10 protein-coding genes and 1 pseudogene are annotated in these 17,630 nt (G+C 68.4%); 10 read left to right on the top strand and 1 reads right to left on the bottom strand.

The window, feature by feature from the left end:
* Positions 1-89 precede the first annotated feature (89 nt).
* The 6 genes and pseudogenes from ABZ016_RS13300 to ABZ016_RS13275 all read left to right on the top strand — a co-directional run bounded on the left by ABZ016_RS13300 (position 90) and on the right by ABZ016_RS13275 (position 7,853).
* Positions 90-1,163: a hypothetical protein gene (locus ABZ016_RS13300; RefSeq protein ID WP_356916684.1), complete on the top strand. Its 1,074-nt coding sequence runs from the start codon at positions 90-92 to the stop codon at positions 1,161-1,163.
* Entirely contained in the window at positions 1,160-3,340 is a 2,181-nt protein-coding gene (locus tag ABZ016_RS13295) for a hypothetical protein (protein WP_356916683.1), read from the top strand. The genes ABZ016_RS13300 and ABZ016_RS13295 overlap by 4 nt, the downstream gene beginning before the upstream one ends.
* A 337-nt stretch (positions 3,341-3,677) precedes the next feature.
* The gene (locus ABZ016_RS13290; RefSeq protein WP_356916682.1) at positions 3,678-4,070 is read left to right on the top strand and encodes an RRQRL motif-containing zinc-binding protein; all 393 of its coding nucleotides are present in this window, start codon (positions 3,678-3,680) and stop codon (positions 4,068-4,070) included.
* A 76-nt stretch (positions 4,071-4,146) separates the two neighbouring features.
* Positions 4,147-5,275 (top strand): annotated as a pseudogene (locus ABZ016_RS13285) (tyrosine-type recombinase/integrase).
* Positions 5,272-5,595 (top strand): helix-turn-helix transcriptional regulator, encoded by a 324-nt coding sequence (locus ABZ016_RS13280; RefSeq protein ID WP_356916681.1) that lies wholly within the window; start codon positions 5,272-5,274, stop codon positions 5,593-5,595. The pseudogene ABZ016_RS13285 and the gene ABZ016_RS13280 overlap by 4 nt, the downstream one beginning before the upstream one ends.
* 1,208 nt (positions 5,596-6,803) lie before the next feature.
* Positions 6,804-7,853 (top strand): hypothetical protein, encoded by a 1,050-nt coding sequence (locus ABZ016_RS13275; protein WP_356916680.1) that lies wholly within the window; start codon positions 6,804-6,806, stop codon positions 7,851-7,853.
* Positions 7,854-7,883: 30 nt separating this feature from the next.
* Here ABZ016_RS13275 and murJ read toward each other — a convergent pair whose 3' ends face one another.
* On the bottom strand, positions 7,884-9,566 hold the full coding sequence (gene murJ / locus ABZ016_RS13270; protein ID WP_356916679.1) for a murein biosynthesis integral membrane protein MurJ: 1,683 nt from the start codon (positions 9,564-9,566) through the stop codon (positions 7,884-7,886).
* A 248-nt stretch (positions 9,567-9,814) separates the two neighbouring features.
* On the opposite strand from murJ, the gene ABZ016_RS13265 reads away from it, so the two are divergent.
* From ABZ016_RS13265 to ABZ016_RS13250, 4 genes are all read left to right on the top strand, one after another.
* Positions 9,815-10,297, top strand: coding sequence for a Pycsar system effector family protein (locus tag ABZ016_RS13265; RefSeq protein ID WP_356916678.1), 483 nt, complete (start codon positions 9,815-9,817; stop codon positions 10,295-10,297).
* A 122-nt stretch (positions 10,298-10,419) separates the two neighbouring features.
* Entirely contained in the window at positions 10,420-11,646 is a 1,227-nt protein-coding gene (locus ABZ016_RS13260; protein ID WP_356916677.1) for a hypothetical protein, read from the top strand.
* On the top strand, positions 11,540-11,869 hold the full coding sequence (locus ABZ016_RS13255; protein WP_356916831.1) for an ASCH domain-containing protein: 330 nt from the start codon (positions 11,540-11,542) through the stop codon (positions 11,867-11,869). The genes ABZ016_RS13260 and ABZ016_RS13255 overlap by 107 nt, the downstream gene beginning before the upstream one ends.
* Before the next feature lie 801 nt (positions 11,870-12,670).
* Positions 12,671-17,620 (top strand): ricin-type beta-trefoil lectin domain protein, encoded by a 4,950-nt coding sequence (locus tag ABZ016_RS13250; RefSeq protein WP_356916676.1) that lies wholly within the window; start codon positions 12,671-12,673, stop codon positions 17,618-17,620.
* Positions 17,621-17,630 lie beyond the last annotated feature (10 nt).

Raw genomic sequence — 17,630 nt, 5'->3', positions numbered from 1 at the left:
CACCTGCGGGCGCTGGTGTGTCGGGGCCAGGCGGTCTCACCACCCCGGCCGGTGTTCCGGCCTGGCCATCAACCTGAGGAGGTCCGATCGTGTACTCCCTGACGCCCGGCTACCGCGTCCCTGCCCTGCAGCGCGGACTCAGCCCCGCCGAGACGATGCTCACGAAGGCCAATGCCGGGCTCGGGAGCGCCGTCCTGATGTCGGCAATGATCACCCCGCCGCCCATGTGGACGTTCGGTGCGGTCGGCGCCGCAGCCGCCCTGCTGAACGTGGCGCCCGGGCCGCGTTCGATCGCCCGCTGGGCGGCGGTCGGCTACCGGCACCTGCGGGAACGCACCGCGCCGCCCGGAACGTTCGCCCGGCCGGGAGCGACTGCGACGTGGGCGCTGTACCCGGGCCACGGCGTGATGCAGGACGCAGCGCAGCGCGAGGCCTGGCACGGCGCCTTCTCCCGGGCGCTGACCTTCGCGGGTGGCCAGGCCCGGAATGCTGGGGTGCAGGTGCACGTCACCCACCACGCCACCGTGGACGACTGCACCACCCACACCCAGACCATCTCGGTGCACGTGCCCAAGGGGCTGACGGGGCAGGACGACCGCCTGCTCGACACCCTGGCGGGCGAGTTCGCCCGGCTCGGCGACCTCGCACCAGTCGAGCCTGCGCCGATGCCGGAGGTGACCGAGCGCGGCCCCGGGTGGGTGGCTTTGGACGATGGCCGCTACGCATCGACGGCCCGGATCACGGCCTGGCCCGATGAGACCGACGGGGACCTGATGCCGCGGCTGCTGCTCGGGCAGGGCACGGACCGGTCTCTGGCGGTGCTGTACCGGCCGCTGCCGGCCGGGCAGTCGCGCCGATCAGCCAAGTGGCAGTCCGCCGCTTCGGAGGCCTTCACGACCGACAAGATCAAGGCAGAGGCACAGAGCCTGGCGAGCGGAGCCACGCACGGCGCCCTGGTCCAGGGCGCGACGCTCGTCGACTTGGACGCCTACCTGACGGTGTGGGGCGACAGCCCGCACGCCGTAACCGATGCCCGCTGGCAAGCCGTCCTGACCGCCGACCGCCACCGCATCCGGCTGGACTGGCTGCCCGGCCAGCAGCACCGCGCGCACGTCATGACCACCCCGCACGGGGCAGCCACCCAGAAAGGGGCGATCCTGTGATCCGCCTGCCCTCCACCCACGCCGCGATCACCGCGCCGCTCGTCGCCTCCAGCGTCCGCTTCCCCGGCATCCCGATCGGCCGGTCCCTGCTCGACGGCAGGCCCTTTCACCTCTCCCCCGTCCAGACGGACACCGCCCTGCTGCCGTCAACCAACTCGCTGGCCCTGGGCGGGCTCGGCTCAGGCAAAAGCACGACGGCGAAGACGCGGATCCGTCGCGAGATCGTCGAAAACGGCCACCAGGCCGTCGTCATCGACAGCTTCGGCGAGGACCAGTCCGGCGAGTGGGCAGCACTGACCCGCTCCCTCGCCGGTCGTGTCATCGAGGCCGGATCCTTCACGCTCAACCCGTGCAGCAGCCTGCTTCCGCCCGAAGTCCGCGAGCAGCTGGTGCGCTCACTGATTGCTGCGGTGGAGCCCGGCGCGCTCACCCCTCAGTCCACCCACGCCTTGCAGCACGCCCTGACGCATCCGAAGGCGACGTCGCTGAACGGGGTGATGGACGCGCTGGTGGGGCCTGAGGACGGCCGGTGGCCGGCCGCGAAGCTGGCCGAGTGGGGCGAGGGTGTGGCCATCGCCCTGTCCCGCTACACCGAGGGCTCGCTGAGGGGCTTGTTCGACGGCCAGGACGCCAGCCTGCCAGAGACCGACCTGCCGATTCTGTCCTTCGACTTCTCCCGGCTGGACCGCAATTCCCCGGCGATCCCGTCGCTGATGGCTGCGGTGTCGTGCTGGGCGGAGCACGTGTGGCTGCCCCAGTCCACGGCCGTGCACCGGCACCTGGTCCTCGAGGAGGCCTGGCAGATCCTGCTGTCCCCCGCGACGGCGGAGCTGATCCAGCGGCTGCTGAAGAACAGCCGGAAGGCCGCGCTGTCGCTGGACGTGGTGATGCACACGCTGTCCGACCTCGGCGAGGGCAAAGCGCAGGACCTGGCCCGGCTGTGCGAGATCGCCCACGTCGGCCGTCTCGGCCCCGAGGAGGCCGCCACGGTCGGCGCACTGCTCGGCCTGCCCGCGTGGGCTGTCGAGCGCATCCCCGGCCTGGGCCCGGGACAGGCGGTGTGGAAAGTCGGCCCCGACTACGTCGACATCATCCAGACCGTCCTCACAGACGAGGAACTCTCACTCACCGACACCTCGTCACGGCGACGCAAGGCACAGCAGGCCCTGGCCGTGGAGCAGGAGCCTGCTACTACGGCAGCGGAGCCGGACGATGATGCCGCCCTCGACGACAACGGGCAGATGCCGGCGGTCGCGTTCGAGCAGCACACCGAAAATGTGACCGGGACCGAAGGCACGGCCGGGGAGGAGCACTGGGACTGGGAGCTGCCCCCAAATGTCGTGGACAGCAGGGACGCCTACCTGGTCCGGCACGAAACCGTCCTGCAGGCCGCGCTGGACGGCCGGTGCGACGAAGCCGCTCAACTGGCCGCCCTCCACGAGCGGGAAGACATCACCGTACACGGCGTCTACTCCGCCCAGGCCCTGGGCTGGCTGGAGACCCGAGCGCAGGTGGCTGAACTGAGCGGAAGGAGTGACCAGGCCACCCAACTGCGCGCTACCGTCGCCCGCATGGGGAAAGGCGACTGGTCCCAGCAGACCGACGACCGCACGGCACCGCAGTGGCACCGCGGGCCCGAACCATCCACCCCGGCGACACCCGCCGACTTGCCCGCCGAGCCCGCGCCGAAGCGACGGCGCTGGCCTTACATCGCCGCGATCGCCGCCCTGTCCATCACCATCGCCGCCGTCTACCAGAACGCCGAGCACGACCGGGAGCGCCAGGAACGGCAGGAGAAGGCTGAGGCCTATAAGGGACGGTCGGGGGCGGCGCTGCGCCTGGACGGAGTTGAGACCGACCTGGTTGCCCAGTGGAGCAGCGACAGAGAACGCGTCGTTGTGGAACTGCGCTCGTACTTCGACCGCAACGCGCGGTACCTGCGGATTGATGCTGACGGGAAGACTGCTCACAGCGTCCGTGAGGACGGCTGGTACCCGAAAGCCCCTGAAATTGCATTGCCGGTCGAGGATCCTCTCGCGGATGTGACGGTGCGGGTGGCGATCGGTGGCAAGGCCTGGAAGGAAGGCTCTCGAGCCGACTCCCGAACCGTCCGTCTGTCACCCACCGGGGTCGCGTTCGACGCAGAGACCGGCGAGAAGCTTCCGTCCGACCTCTGACACGTTTCTGCTCGTTGTTGGGGGCCTGCACCTGAGGGTGCAGGCCCCCAACGTGTCTTCCGGCCGCTCTGCCTGGCTCTCGCGCACGCCCGCGCTCCGGCTTGGGCTGCGAGGGCCGGACAGGACGTCCGGCCTCCCTGCACAACCGACTCTCGTTCCAGCACCGCGCCCGCCGACCACTCGATGTCGGCGGGCGCGGTGCTGTCCACCTGCCGCGAAGGAGATCGCTCGTGCTCGTTCCCCGCCCGCGTCGCCATATCGGCCGGCCCCGCCCGCAGTACCCGGGCCCCCGCTGCCCGCGGCGTCCCCGCCCGCTTCCCGGTTCCTGGAACGCGTAGTGGACGGCCACGAGGAGGACCTGGTCGACGTCGATCCGTACGACGACGGGTCGTTCCCCGAATTCCGGTGGGAGAGGGCACCGCAAGGGCTCGCGACTCGCCGACAGCTGCGCGCCATGCGCTTACGCCCTGGCGGGCAGGAGCCGGTCGCCCGGATCACCTGCCGACGCGGTCAGCGGTTCGCCTACCTCTACCGAGTGGACTTGGCCAAGCCCATACGGCCCATGACCCTCGCCAAGGAACTCGCGCTCGACAAGGCGATGGCCGCCCGTCAGACGTGCCCGAAGTGCCGACGGCGGTATCACGTGTGCCTCCAAGCTGCCGTATTGCATCAAATGCAACACATCTCGCGCTGCGCCAACTTGCTGAGCTGCAGTTGGTGCCCAGGTTAGTGCCGGGTCGGTGGCTGGTTGCGATGCGCTGACCTGGCGCCCGTTACCGACTCAACGATGATGCGTTAGATGCATCGTGAGTGCTGTCGTTGATATGCCTGGAGCCGCGCGCCTTGTCCTCGCCGACGGCGTTGTGCACCTGGACCCCGAACCCGCTGTCCTGGAAGCGATGCTGGAGGGCTGGGCACTGCAGCAGCGCACGCGCTTCTTGAGGGAGTCGACGATCCACCCCCGGATCGCGCTGGTCCGTCGACTGGCCCGCTTCACCAATGAGTACCCGTGGCAATGGGACCCCGCCGAGGTGGAGGCATTCTTCGACGACCTTCGCACTCGGCGCCCTGGAAGGCCGCTGGCGGTGTCGACCGCACGGAACTACCAGAACGACCTGCGGCTGTTTTTCGACTACATCACCGACACTCGCTACGGCTGGCCGTCCGCCTGCAATGAGCGCTTCGGCCGGGCTCCGGTCCAGCTCTTGCACGAGTGGAACACGATCACCCACACCAGCGAGTACGAAGGAGCCGCCGAACGCCGCCCTCTCACCTACGACGAAGTACAGGCCCTTTTCGACGCCGCCGACGGCCGTGTCGAGGAGATCCGCGCACGACGACGCAAAGGGTTCCCTCGCGGCGCTTCGTGACGCCATGGTTTTGAAGACGGTCTACGCCTTCGGCCTGCGGCGCCAGGAAGCGTGCGGCCTGGACCTGTGTGACCTGCGCCGGAATCCCAAGGTCGCCGAATACGGCCGCTTCGGGGCGATCTTCGTCCGCTACGGCAAGGCATCCAAGGGCGGGCCTCCCAAGCGCCGCAGTGTTCTGACCGTCCCTGAGATGGACTGGATCGTGGATGTTCTCGACCAGTACGTCAGCGAGATCCGCCCCGCCTTCGTGCCGGGCAAGCACCCGGCATTCTGGATCACCGAGCGCCGCGACCGGATGTCCCTGAGACGGCTGAACGGCGCCTTCGAGACGGCGCGCCGGGCCGCCGCCCTGCCTGCGGAGCTGGACCTGCATTCGCTGCGGCACAGCTACGTGATCCATCTGATCGAGTTCGGTTATCCAGAGAAGTTCGTCCAGGACCAGGTCGGCCACGCCTACGCCAGCACCACGGCCATCTACAGCCACGTTTCGGACGAGTACCGAAACCGGCTGCTGCGACGCTCACTGCAAGCCCGGCACGGCGATCTATGGGGGCAGGAAGCATGATCAGGAAGATGGACATCGACTGGCAGCTTCGGATCCGTATGGCGGAGAAGGGCATGTTCCAGACCACGGAACTCGTCCCGCTGCTGGCCGAACGCGGCGTGCATCTGTCGCGTGAGCAGGTCTTTCGTCTCGTGACCCAGACACCGCAACGGCTGTCCATGGACACGCTCGCCGCGTTGTGCGACATCCTCGCGTGTGAGCCCAACGATCTGATCCAGGTGGAGGTCGCCAAGGCTGAGGTGCGCAAGACCGCCGGCGAGCAGACGGCGTCCCGGCCGCAAGCGCGTCGCACGACGATCCGGCGCCCAGGCCCGGAATGACCGCTCCTCTCCGCCTCGAGGAGGCCCACCGACAGGTCATCGCCCACCTGACCGCCCGGCTCACGGGGGTGACCGGCGAACAGGCAGCGAAGGCACTGGAGCGCGGGAAGATCACAGCACGTTCCTGCGTCGGTCTTGCCCGCCATTTCCAGGATCACCAGGACGCCCTGACGAATCCGGGCCCGAGGCCTCCGCAGAATCTGGTGCGGCTCGCGCATGCCCTGACGGACGCCGGACACGGCCCGGTCACCTTGCCGACGTGCGTCGGCTGCGGAAAGACCTCGCGCCAACTCACACATCGCCTCCCGGCCGGACACTGCTGTTCGGCCTGTGCTCGTCGGGTGCGGCCGCCGAATACCTGCTCAGGCTGCGGCCGACAGATGAAGATCAACGCCAGGGGCCCCAACGGTCCGCTCTGCGGCACCTGCTACGGCAAGCACGTTGCCACCGCATGCGGGCAGTGCGGGCGCGTACGTCGCGCGACCTTCCGCATGCCCGACGGCAGTGTCCGCTGTCAGGGGTGCCACCCACGCCCGCTCCGCACCTGCGTCGGGTGCGGAGCTCAAGCTCCAGTCCAAGCGATCTCGGCGGACGGCCCGGTCTGCCGGCGCTGCTACCGACAACCCCAGCGCCGCTGCGGCAGCTGCGGAGAAGTCCGCAAGGTCGTCCGGCGCGGCGGCGAGGACACGCCCGATCTGTGTTCCCGCTGCTATGACGCACCGCCGGTCGCCTGCTCCGCCTGTGGCCGGCTACGGCCCTGCGCGCGCAAGGTGGCCGGACAGCCGTTCTGCCAGGGGTGTTATCCCCGCCCTACGGGGCCATGCGCACGCTGTCTCCGTGACCGTCCTGTTCACGCCTACTGGCCGATGGGCCCGGTCTGCACAAGCTGCTACGCGGCAGTGCGTGAACACCCCGGTCCCTGCGTTCAATGCGAACAGCAACGTCCGCTCATCGGTTTCACCGAAGCGGGGAACGGGATCTGCGGACCCTGCGCCGGGGTCGATCTCACCTACGCGTGCCAGCGTTGCGGCACGAGCGAGAGGATCTTCCGCGAGCGATTGTGCCCCCGCTGCTTCGCCACGAAGCAACTGGCCGAGGCGCTCGGTGGAGATGGCACAACAGTCCCCAGACAGCGGCAAGACTTTTACTCGGCTCTTTCCGCCGCCGGACACCCCCGCCGAGTGGCGTATTGGCTGACCTGCGACGGCGTGTCGACTCTTTTGTCCCAACTAGGCGCTTCTCATGCGGAGTTCACCCACCAACAGCTCGACGACCTGCCCAACACGCCGACCACTCGCTACATCCGCGACGTCCTCGTCGCTGCTGCGGTGCTGCCACCGAGGGACGACCGACTGGAGGCCCTGCCCCGCTGGGCAGACGCCCTCTTGGCCCAGGCACCACTCCCCCAGCGCAAGTTCCTCACCCCCTTCACCCACTGGTACCTGCTGCACCGCATCCGCCGGGCCCACCGGCACCGCCCGCTACGCGCCAGCACGCAGCACCAGATGCGATCACGACTGCGCCGAGCCCTGGAACTGCTCGACTGGCTCGACGAACACGGCATCCCTCTCGGGAAGCTCACACAACCAGAACTCGAGACGTGGCTGGAAGAAGGGCCTGAGAAACGTCGTGAAGTGCGTTCCTTCATCACCTGGGCGACAGGCCGGGGCCTGGCCGGCGAGCTCGCAGTCCCCAGGGCCCCCGTCGCCGCACCCAGTGTCTTCAGCACGGACGAGGACCAGGCCGAACAACTGCACCGGTGTCTCGACGACGATGCACTGCCTCTCGATGTCCGCACGGCCGGCGCCCTGACACTCCTCTTCGGGCTGCAGCACACCCGACTGCTCGAACTCACCGTGCACGACATCATCGACGACGACACGGTGGTGGCGCTCAACCTCAACGGTCATCGTCTTCCGCTGCCACCCGAAGTCGCCCAGCTAGTCCGCGCACTGCGCGACCAGCGCCAGAAACGCTGGCCCCTCGACCAGACGGCCAGCACCACACCATGGCTGTTCCCCGGGCAGGAGCCCGCCCGCCCTCTCGGAGCTACCTACCTTTACTTGAAGCTCCGCCGACACGGCATCGCACCCCTCGCCAGCCGGAACAGTGCTCGTCTCGCGCTTGCCACCGATCTACCAGCATCTGTCCTCGCCGACTTCACCGGCACCAGCATCAGCAACTCCACTCGCTGGACCGGATATGCCAAGCGGGACTGGCTCGACTACATCGCCAGCCGCGCGCAGGACCGTCCATGAAGCACGCCTGCTTCCATCGTCTGCCTGGACTCAGCGCATCCCGGGCAGGCGACGCAACTCGTTGACCTTCATCAGCCGGGCGAGAAGGAGGTACCCCACGGCTGTTGCCAGCGCCCCAGTAGCCAGCGCGACGGCCGTAGGCCACGTTCCACTTCCCAGGCCCGCACACCCACGCGCTGCAGCCCAGCCCAGCCCAGCCGCCGGGCCCGCGGCGCAGAACAGTTTCACGTAGGTGCGGCGCAGGTCGCCGTCGTCGATGCGGCCCCCAAGCCTTTTGCGCAGCAGATGCGCGGTGAGCGCGAGACCGGCCACGTAGGAGAGGGTGTAGGCGCCGGCCATCCCGACGACCGCCCAGCGGGCGGGCAGCAGCAAATGACACGCGGTGGCCAGGGCGATGTTCACGCCCGCGATCCAAGCCGCCATGAAGAACGGCGTGCGCGTGTCCTCGAAGGCGTAGAAGCCACGCAACAGCAGGTACTGGGCGGAGAACGGGATGAGCCCGAGTCCGAACGCCTGCAGCATGTACCCCAGCGGTCGGACCGAGTCGGCGTCCGCCGCCCCGTGAGCGAACAGCAGCGAGGAGATCTGCGGCCCCAGAGCGAGGAAGAGGAACGCGGCGGGCACGATGACTACGCCACTGATCCGCAGCACCCGGGACAGGTCCGCGCGTAGATCCGGGACGCGCCCCTCAGCGACGGCCCGGCTCATACGCGGCAGCAACGCCGTCACCAGGGACACCGTCACGATCGACTGCGGCAGCATCCAGATGGTCTGCGCGTAGGTGTAGGCCGAGTAGCCCGCGCCGGCCTGCGGCAGCTCCTGGTCGGCGGCATTGGCGTAATTCGTGACCACCGTCAGAGCGACCTGGTTGGCCAAGACGAACAGCAGCGTCCACTTCGCCGCGTGGACGCTCTTGCCCAAGCCGGTGCCCCGCCAGTCGAACCGCGGGCGGAAACGGAAACCGGCCGCCCGCGCGAACGGGATCAGCGCCAAGGCCTGCACGGCGATGCCTGCCGTCGTCCCGATCCCAAGCAACTGCACCTGGTCGGCGGTGATGTCCTCCACCCGGTCGGGAACCGTCATGAGCCCCAAATAGGCGGCGAACATGCCGACCAGCACCACGTTGTTCAGCACCGGGGTCCACATCATCGCCCCGAACTTCTCGCGGGCGTTCAACACCTGCCCGTAAATGCTGAACAGCCCATAGAAGAAGATCTGCGGTAGCAGGAACCGCGCGAACGTCACCGTCAGCTCGAACGCCTCATGACTGCCCGGGGTGTCCCGCATGAACAGGCCCACGATCTGCGGCGCCGCCCATACCGCCAGCGCCGTCCCCACACCCAGCACGCACACCACGAGCGTGACCAGACGCTGCTCGTAGGCACGTCCGCCATCAGGCTGCGTCGTCCTGGCCCGCACCAGCTGCGGCACCAGCACAGCGTTGAGCGCGCCACCGATCAACAGCGTGTACAGGCTCGTCGGCACGGTGTTCGCCGTGTTGTACGTACTGGCCAGCAAGCCCGTGCCCAGCGCCGCGGCCTGCAACACCTGACGGATCAGCCCCGTCGCCCGCGACACCACCGTGCCAACAGCCATCAGCAAAGACGAACGAGCCAGCCCGCCCTTGTCCTTCTTCCGCCGGGCGGCATGCCGCCCCCTCGTCTGCTGCTCCTGCGGCATGGTCTGCGCCGCGGAGTTCGCCCCCTCCACCATGCCGTCAACCTATGCCCGAAGGTTCCTCGGCCCCAATTCCGCCGTCTCGCCGCAGAGTTCAGCGAACGTCCCCCGGCCGTGACCGTGGCCAGGAATACGACAGCAGCGGAACAAGTGCTCTGCGCCAGTACCGCTAAAGACCCTCGGTTCCTGCCTGGAATGCCACGACGGCACCCCAGCCGACCCCACCACCTCCTCGCCGCGCCCGAGCACGACCTGGCGGCCTGACCGCGAAAGGACCTCCCCGCATGCAGGCACCTACCACGCAGCCCACCGCAGACCAGATCACCCCGACCACGGACAAGAACCTCGACGCCGCGGTCGCTGCGGTCGCCGCGGAGATTGGCCGCACCGACGGCAAGGCCTCCTTATTGCTGGCCTTCAATGGCGCCGTCCTCGCCGGTCTGGCCACGCTCGCCGACCACGACCTGCCCGCCCTGACCAAGGCCGCCGGCGTCCTGGCCGTCAGCGCCCTCGGGGCCGCTGCGGTGCTGCTGCTCCTGGTCGTCAGGCCGCGCCTCGGCGGCACCGACCGGGCGTCCTTCCCCTACTGGGCACGCCTGGACGAGACCGAGATCAGCGCCTGCATGACCAGCGATACCCGCACTGCGCGTATCCGCGTCCTGTCCGGCATCGCCGTCGGCAAGTTCAGCAAGCTGCGCCGCGCTGTCGACTGCACCCTCGCGGCTCTGGCGTTCCTCGCAGTGGCCGCGCTCGCATCCCTGCTCTAGCAGGGGTCCCGGCCGCCCAGGGCCGAAGCCCGCCTCCTGTGACCCCACGCCCACGGCCCGGCTGTCCCCCGGACCGGCCCACACAGTCACAGCACCTCACCGACATGAGATGAGGCACCAGCATGACGCTCATCAGCCCGAACACCGTCCTCGCGAACGCCCTGACGAACGTGGAGGACGTCCTCGCCCCGCGTATCCGCGCCAGCAGGCCGCAGGGAGTCGCCCTAGTAGTGGGCACGCAGATCAACGGCGCCCCGCACGCGGGAACCTCGCTGGTGCAGTCGATGGCGTTCGCCACGGCCGCCCGGCTCCACGCCCGCCACGGCCTGCCCGTGGAGGTCCGGTTCTCGGCACTGGACAACGCGCCGCATGAGCTGGTCACTGACCCCGTATCGGGGCACCGCTATCAGCAGGCCTATGCCCAGGCCCTCGGCGCGGACGGCATCTCCTGCCTGATCGGCACCCTCTACCAGCCCCTGTTCGACGCCCTCTCAGAGCGCCTGGCCGTGCCGTACAGCGTGGAGACCTACTCGCAGCAGCAGGCGACCAGCCTGTTCCGGGAGACGTGGCTGCGGGTCCTGCCGCGCCTGGACGCCGCAAGCCTCTGGCTGGCCCCCTCCACGGGAGTGCCGCACCTGCGGGTGCCCTGCCCGCACTCCTGCGGGTGGGCGGAGAAGTACGCACAGCGCACCCGCGTGGAACGCGCCGGCCGCGGCTACGCCCGCGTATCGGCGGTCTGCCTGCACCACGGCACCTACACGACCACCATCACGCCCACCGGCGGCAGCTACCTCGACCTCGCCACGCTCTACCGGAACATGGTTAAGGAACTCGCCGCGCTCGCGGAGACCGGCGTTCTCCAAGTGATGGTCAAGGGAACCGACTGGATGCCCGGGAGCCTTCTGGTTGACGGCGCGCTCCAGTCGGTGGGCCTGACCCGGGGCCAACTGCCTGCGCGCCTGTTCTGCCCGATGATCGTGGCCGAGACGGGCGCCAAGCTCTCCAAGAGCCTCATCCGCTCGGGGGAGGCATCATTGCCCGCGGGCGCCGAACCCTGGATGCTCGACACCAGGAAGTGGCCCGGCACCGTGGGGGAGTTCGCGGACCGCCTGCTGAACCTGGCGGAACTGCTGCTGTCCCACCCCCGGCACTTTTTCCGCTCGTACTCGGCTGCGGAGCTGTCGCGGCTGATGTCCTTACCCGCAGGGAGCCCCCTACATGAGCACCACCTCAGCCCGCGTCATCGAGCTGAACCTGTACCCCCAGTACTTCGATCTCGTAGCCGCCGGCCGCAAGACCCGGGAAGTGCGGGTGAAGTACCCAAAGTTCGACGGCCTGGCGGTCGGTGACCTGATCCGGTTCGTAGTGAAGGGCACCGACCGGTCATGCATGACGCAGGTGACACGCGTTGCCGAGTACGCCTCGTTCGAGGAACTCCTGGACGCCGAAGGACCCTCCCAGGTGAACCCCGAAGCGACCCGTGAGGAGCAACTGTCCAACATCCGACGCATCTACCCGCCGGGTAAGGAACAGCTGCGGTGCCTGGCCATCGGTATCGAGCTGGTCGACTGACCCCGCGAATGAGGCCCCCGGCCGCCCCCTCCGACGAGGGGCGGCCGGGGGTCTTTTGCGTTCCAGGCCCGCATCCTATGGCCAGCCCGTACACAAGGCGTGCGCTGGGGAGTCGATCGCCGCGAATCCCACCGAAGTCCTGCCTCAGCTGGCTCGGCTCCGATGGTCAGCCCAAACGCCGGCGCGACGACGACCACGCCTGAACCCCTCCACCCGGGAGGCACTCATGAGCAGCACCCAACGCGACGTCGATCACGCCCTCGCACCAGGCCGGCGGCGGCCTCGAAATCTGCGACCTCACCGAGGGCTGGACATTGGGGAGAACGGTCAGACGGAGACGGCGCCCTCTTGAGTCATCACTGGATTACTGACGAGTAGGTAACTTTCGGTCAATCTTTGGCGGGAGGTCTTCGAGATCTGCACTCTTGCTTTACGTATCCCACACATGTAACTCCCGTTGTGAGCTTGGTGTTTGCTGGTGCCGCGCCGTGAAAAGCCGCGCAAGTGATTTCCCGTTGAGGAGTCCGGGTGTCGGGGGTGGCGCTTGCCGTGCCCAGTTGGCCTGTGGCTAAGTTGATCGCCGCGCGTACCACGTAAGGGACCTTGACCACCCCTGGTGTGACGCGCGCATGCCATCCGACGGCACTGGGGAGTGCCGTCACGGGGCAGAGACGGCACGTCGTGCCGTGATGTCGGCTCGCTGGAACACCCACTCGCTCGCTGCTGTCTGGGCGGGCTGACCTGCGCGCCCCACCACCTCCAACTACGGTCCCCGCCTGCCGTCGTCGCTTGCTACGAAGGATGCCCCTTTTGCGATTCAGACCGGGGTTGTTCAACCCCAGTTCACGAACATCCACAGCGTTAAGTTCGGCTGTCACGTCCGTCGCCGCTCTGGCCGTTCTCAGCGGCCTGGCCGTTCAGCCCGGCCTACTCGGCCGGGGCGCCGAACAGCGCACGGCTCCTGTCGCCGCGGCGGGCGACTCGTACGACGGCTTTGACACCAAAGCGGCCGAGCAGCTGCGCGAGGATCAGTGTGTGGCCGTCGACGCCCTGCGCAAGGGCGGGCCCAACCTGTTCGGCCTCGCACAGAACTCCATCGGGCTGCCTCCCGACCAGCTCCACCAGAAACTCAAGCGGGACCTCACCGACAACAACTCTCCCCTGCACCAGGCCTCCTATGCAGACAGCGCAGACAGCGACCAGTGGCTCAAGAAGGCCAATGGCCAGGAGCGTGCGTGGTCCAGCACCGTCAGCGGCCTGAGCTCCTACCCTGACGCACCGCAGGGAGAGGACAAGATCTACGACCAGATCGGCCTCGTTCCGTGGCTGTACCAGTCGTACTTCAAATCGGTCGACTTGTTCTCGCCGTTCTACGATCCCTCTCCCACCGCTGACGACAAGACGAAGGCCGCCGCGCTCGCGGTCGGCGACCCGCAGTACACCACCGGGGGGACACCGCAGGAGCAGCAGGCGTGGAAGCTCTGGAAGAAGAACTCGGGAAAGATCGAACCCAACGAGTTGTTCGTGCCCCGGGTGTTCGCCGATGACGCTCGTATCTTCCTGGGCTCTGGCGGTTTCCCTCGCACGGCCCCGGCTGCGGACACCCCGGAGTACCGCATAGCGGTCGAGGACTTGAAGGCCCGCTTCGCGTCGTGTTCGTGGCACGCCCCGATCGACCCGAACCGGGTTCTGGGCAAGGAGGTGGCGCAGGCGTCCGCCGAGTGGCAGCAGGAGATCGCCGCGCAGGCCACGCAGCGCCAGCAGATCCTTGGTGCCAACGTCACCGCGACGAAGGCGTTGCAGGACGGCAGCTTCACCCTGGGGCAGGTCCTCGGCCAGTCGTGGATGGCGGACTATTCCACCCGTTGGCAGGATTACTGGTCGGCCGGCGGGCTGGGGTGGATCGGCGACAGTCCTGTGGCGATCCAGGTGCCCGGCGCGGCGGGCAGCTGCCTGGACGTCGCGGGCGGCAAGGAAGCCAATGGCACGCCCGTGCAGATCTACACCTGTAACGGCGGCGCGGCCCAGCAGTGGACGCTGGAGGGCAGTGAGGACGATCTCTACTTCCGCAATGTCGGCTCCCAGAGGTGCCTGGACGTGGCCGGGAACGCCTCGGCGAACGGCACGAAGATCCAGATCTATGACTGCTACAAGTCCAAGGGGCAGTCGTGGAAGGGCGACGTCCGTGCCGCCTCGCCTCTGAAGAGCGTGAGCACGGGTAAGTGCCTGGACTTGAGCGCGTTCACCAAGAGCACGGACGCGCGGCTGTGGGACTGCAAGAACGCCGCCTCGCAGAAGTTCCTGATCAAGCCGTCCGGTCACAAGGGCACGGACAGTCCCCTGTACCCGGAGAAGGCCGAGTTCGACAAGGCGAAGAAGGTCATCACCGACGCCCAGGCGGCGGCGAAGAAGCACCTGGCCACGCTCAAGACTCAACTCGAGAGCGCCAAGAAGGCAGCTACCGCCTCCGATACGGCTGAGCAGGCCGCGTACGGCATCGCGGACGCCGCTGGTGCGCCGCGGGGCCGTGGGCTTCTGGTCGGCCAGCAAAAGGCGCAGGTCACCAAGGGGTCGGTGGCGGCGCTGACGGCGATGGTGAAGGCCGCTGAGACCGCCGAGGCGGCGACCCGGGCGTCTGCGGGTGACAGCGCGACCATCGCACAGCGCGCTCTTGCCCAGGCCGCGCAGTCGAAGGCGGAGTTCCGCAAGGAGGCGGCCCATGCCGCGGAGCTGCAGGCGAAGGCCGCGGCCGACGCGGCGAAGGTGCACCGCGACAACGCCAAGAAGGACAAGGAGACCGCGGAGGCCAAGCTCGCCGAGGCGCTGAAGGCCGAAGGTGACGCCAAGGCGGCCGCCGCTGACGCGCATGCCAAGCGGCTCGCGGCCGAGGCCGAGGAGAAGACGGCCAAGGCGGAGAAGGAAACCGCCGAGGCCAAGCAGGCTGAGGCGGCACAGCACAAGCAGAACGCGCAGGCCGAAGCGGCGAACGCCAAGGACGCCAAGGACAAGGCCGAAGCCGCCGAGGCGACCGCGGTCGCGAGGAAGAACGACGCGGTCAAGGCCCGCGACAAGGCCCGCGACCTGCGCGACGACGCCTGGGACGCCGAGCAGAGGGCCGATGCCGCCCGCGCCAAGGCGGACGCGAAGGAGGCGTTCGCCCAGGCCCACGAGTCCGACAGCAACGCCAATGAGTCCAGAGCGGCAGCGGACGCGGCTGCTGGGCACGCGGATGACGCCGAGGCGGCAGCCGGCCGGGCCCGGGCCTCCGCGAACGCGGCCACGGAGGCGGCAGCCGAGGCGGACGCCGCGGCCACACGTGCCGAAGCCGCCGCCAAGCGGGCCCGCTCCCACGCGGACGCCGCCCACGCCGCGAAGCTGAAGGCCGACGCCGCGATGAAGACCGCGACCAGCGCGGCGGCCGACGCCATCAAGGCTTCCGAGCACGCCTCCTCCGAGGCCAAGACAGCCGTCGAGCTGGCCAACGAGGCGGAGCAACTGGCCAAGACCGCCAAGACCCAGGCGGACGAAGCGAACAAGGAAGCCGCCAAGGCCCTGGCCGCCGCGGCGAAAGCCGCGGGCTTCGCCCACGTCACAGCGCAGGCCGCCACCGACGCCGGCAACGCCGCCGTCCAGGTCGCCAAGCCGGCCAACGACGCGATCGAACTCGGCTCCCCCTACATCACCACTGACTCGGCCGCCGGCCTGGTCGTCCTGACCGGGCAGGCGTCGAAATCGCTCGCCGAGCAGCAGCGGGCCGTCGCCGACGCCCACGCCGAGAACGCACAGGCCGAGGCAGCCGCGGCCAAGAACCTCGCCGAACAGGCGACCGGCGACGCCAAGGCCGCCTATCAGCACGCCGCCAACGCCGCCGGACATGCGGCCACCGCCCGTGGTTACTCCAAGGAAGCACTCGGCTACGCCGCCGACGCCGCCAAGGCCGCCTCACAGGCATCCGCCTCTCTGGCCCGCACCATCGACTACAACAGGCAGGCCACCGAGGACGCCGAAGCCGCCGACAAGGCAGCAGGCCGCGCCGAAGGCCACGCCAAGAACGCCCGGGATTCCGCTGACCAGGCCGCCCTCGACGCCCAGGCCGCCCGCGATGCCGCCTCCGAGGCCGAACAGGCGGCCAAGGACGCCCGGGCCGCCGCCGACCGCGCCGACACCGCCGCAACCGAAGCCGAACAAGCGGCCAAGGACGCACTGAAGTACGCCAAGGAAGCGCAGGAAGCCGCGGAGTCCGCCGCGCGCAAGCAGGCCAACCAGCAGGTCGCGTCAGGCGCGGGCACCGGTATCGGCGGCACCTGGTACGTCGTCGACGAGGACAGCATCGAAATCACCGACGCCAAGCAGCAGAACGACTGCGTCATCGAGATCGGCTTTGAGGGCTGCACCGTCACGTTCAAAGTCACGTTCAACGCGACGGTCGACTTCTTCCTCTGCACCAACCCTGACGTGCCAGCTACCGCCAACGGCTGCCCGCCAGAGGACACGCTGCTCCTGGAGAGCAAGCCCTTCAAGGGCCTGAAGAAGGAGGTCACCCAGCACTTCACGAAGCTGGAACTGATTCAGCAGACCCTCACCTACAAGCTCATCAAGGCGGTCCTGGTCCAGGACTTCGTCGACTGCTGGCACGGCAGCGCCAGCGGCTGCGCCTGGGCCCTGAGCAACTTCATCCCGGGCAAGGCGTTCACGAAGATTGCCGAGGCGATCCAGGCACTGGACGCCGCGATGAAGACCGGCACCGGTATCGCCGACGCCTACAAGGCGCTGAAGGCCCTCGACCTGGACCCGGCGACCCTCACCAAGATCTCGCAGCAGGTCAACATCTACGAGGACGCCTTTACCTCCTGTGTGCGCAACAGCTTCCCAGGAGACACCCGGGTGCTGATGGCGGACGGTTCACACAAGCCAATCAACCAGGTGGCGGCCGGGGACCTGGTGAAAGCCACGGATCCAGCATCCGGGGATCTGCGGACCCAGAAAGTCACCGCTACCTTCCGGCACGCCACCGAGCGCCTGATGGACATCACCGTCGCTGACGGCGGGACGCTGACCAGCACCGCGGGTCACAAGTTCTTCGTGCTGGACCGCGGCTGGAGAACAGTCTCCGAACTGCGCGCCGGTGACCGTCTGCGCACCCCGGACGGCCTTGTCCGCGCAGTGACGGCCCTCCACAACCGCACGGGCCTGAAGCCAGCCACGGTCTACGACCTCACGGTCGACGGCCCGCACACCTTCTTCGTACGCACGACGGGTGACCGGCCCCAGGACGTGCTCGTCCACAACTGCCTGAACATCGTGGCCGATGAGGGCAAGGACGGCGCACATACCCTGGGCTCACACGTCCGCCTCACCGAGCAGCAGGCGAAGGACAAGGCCAAGAAGGATGGCATCGCGACAGTCTGGAACGATGAGGACACCGCGACGCGCTGCATCAACGAGGCCTTCCAGCAATGGCTGCAGCGCAGTCCGAAAAACGGGAAGAAGCTCGCGGACTTCATCACCAAGCAGCGGAAGAAGCCGAGATCGGAGCCCTTCGATCCCCGCTACGACCTCTTCCCCATCGAATGGGAGCTTCGCGGCGAGGGATCCCTCGGCAAGATCTGGCACGCGGGGGCCACAACGCCGGTGAACGCAGGCAACAGGGTGGTCATCAACATCAAGGCGGTTCGAGGAAACAGCCACCCTGGGGATCCGGCTGCGAACATCCCGAACAACTTCGTGATCTACACCGCCTACCCCAAGTAGGAGAAGGAAC

It is taken from the genome of Streptomyces sp. NPDC006372, assembly GCF_040612515.1.
Taxonomy (GTDB): domain Bacteria; phylum Actinomycetota; class Actinomycetes; order Streptomycetales; family Streptomycetaceae; genus Streptomyces.
Note: the sequence above shows the minus strand (reverse complement) of the source record. Positions and strands in the feature narration are given on the sequence as shown.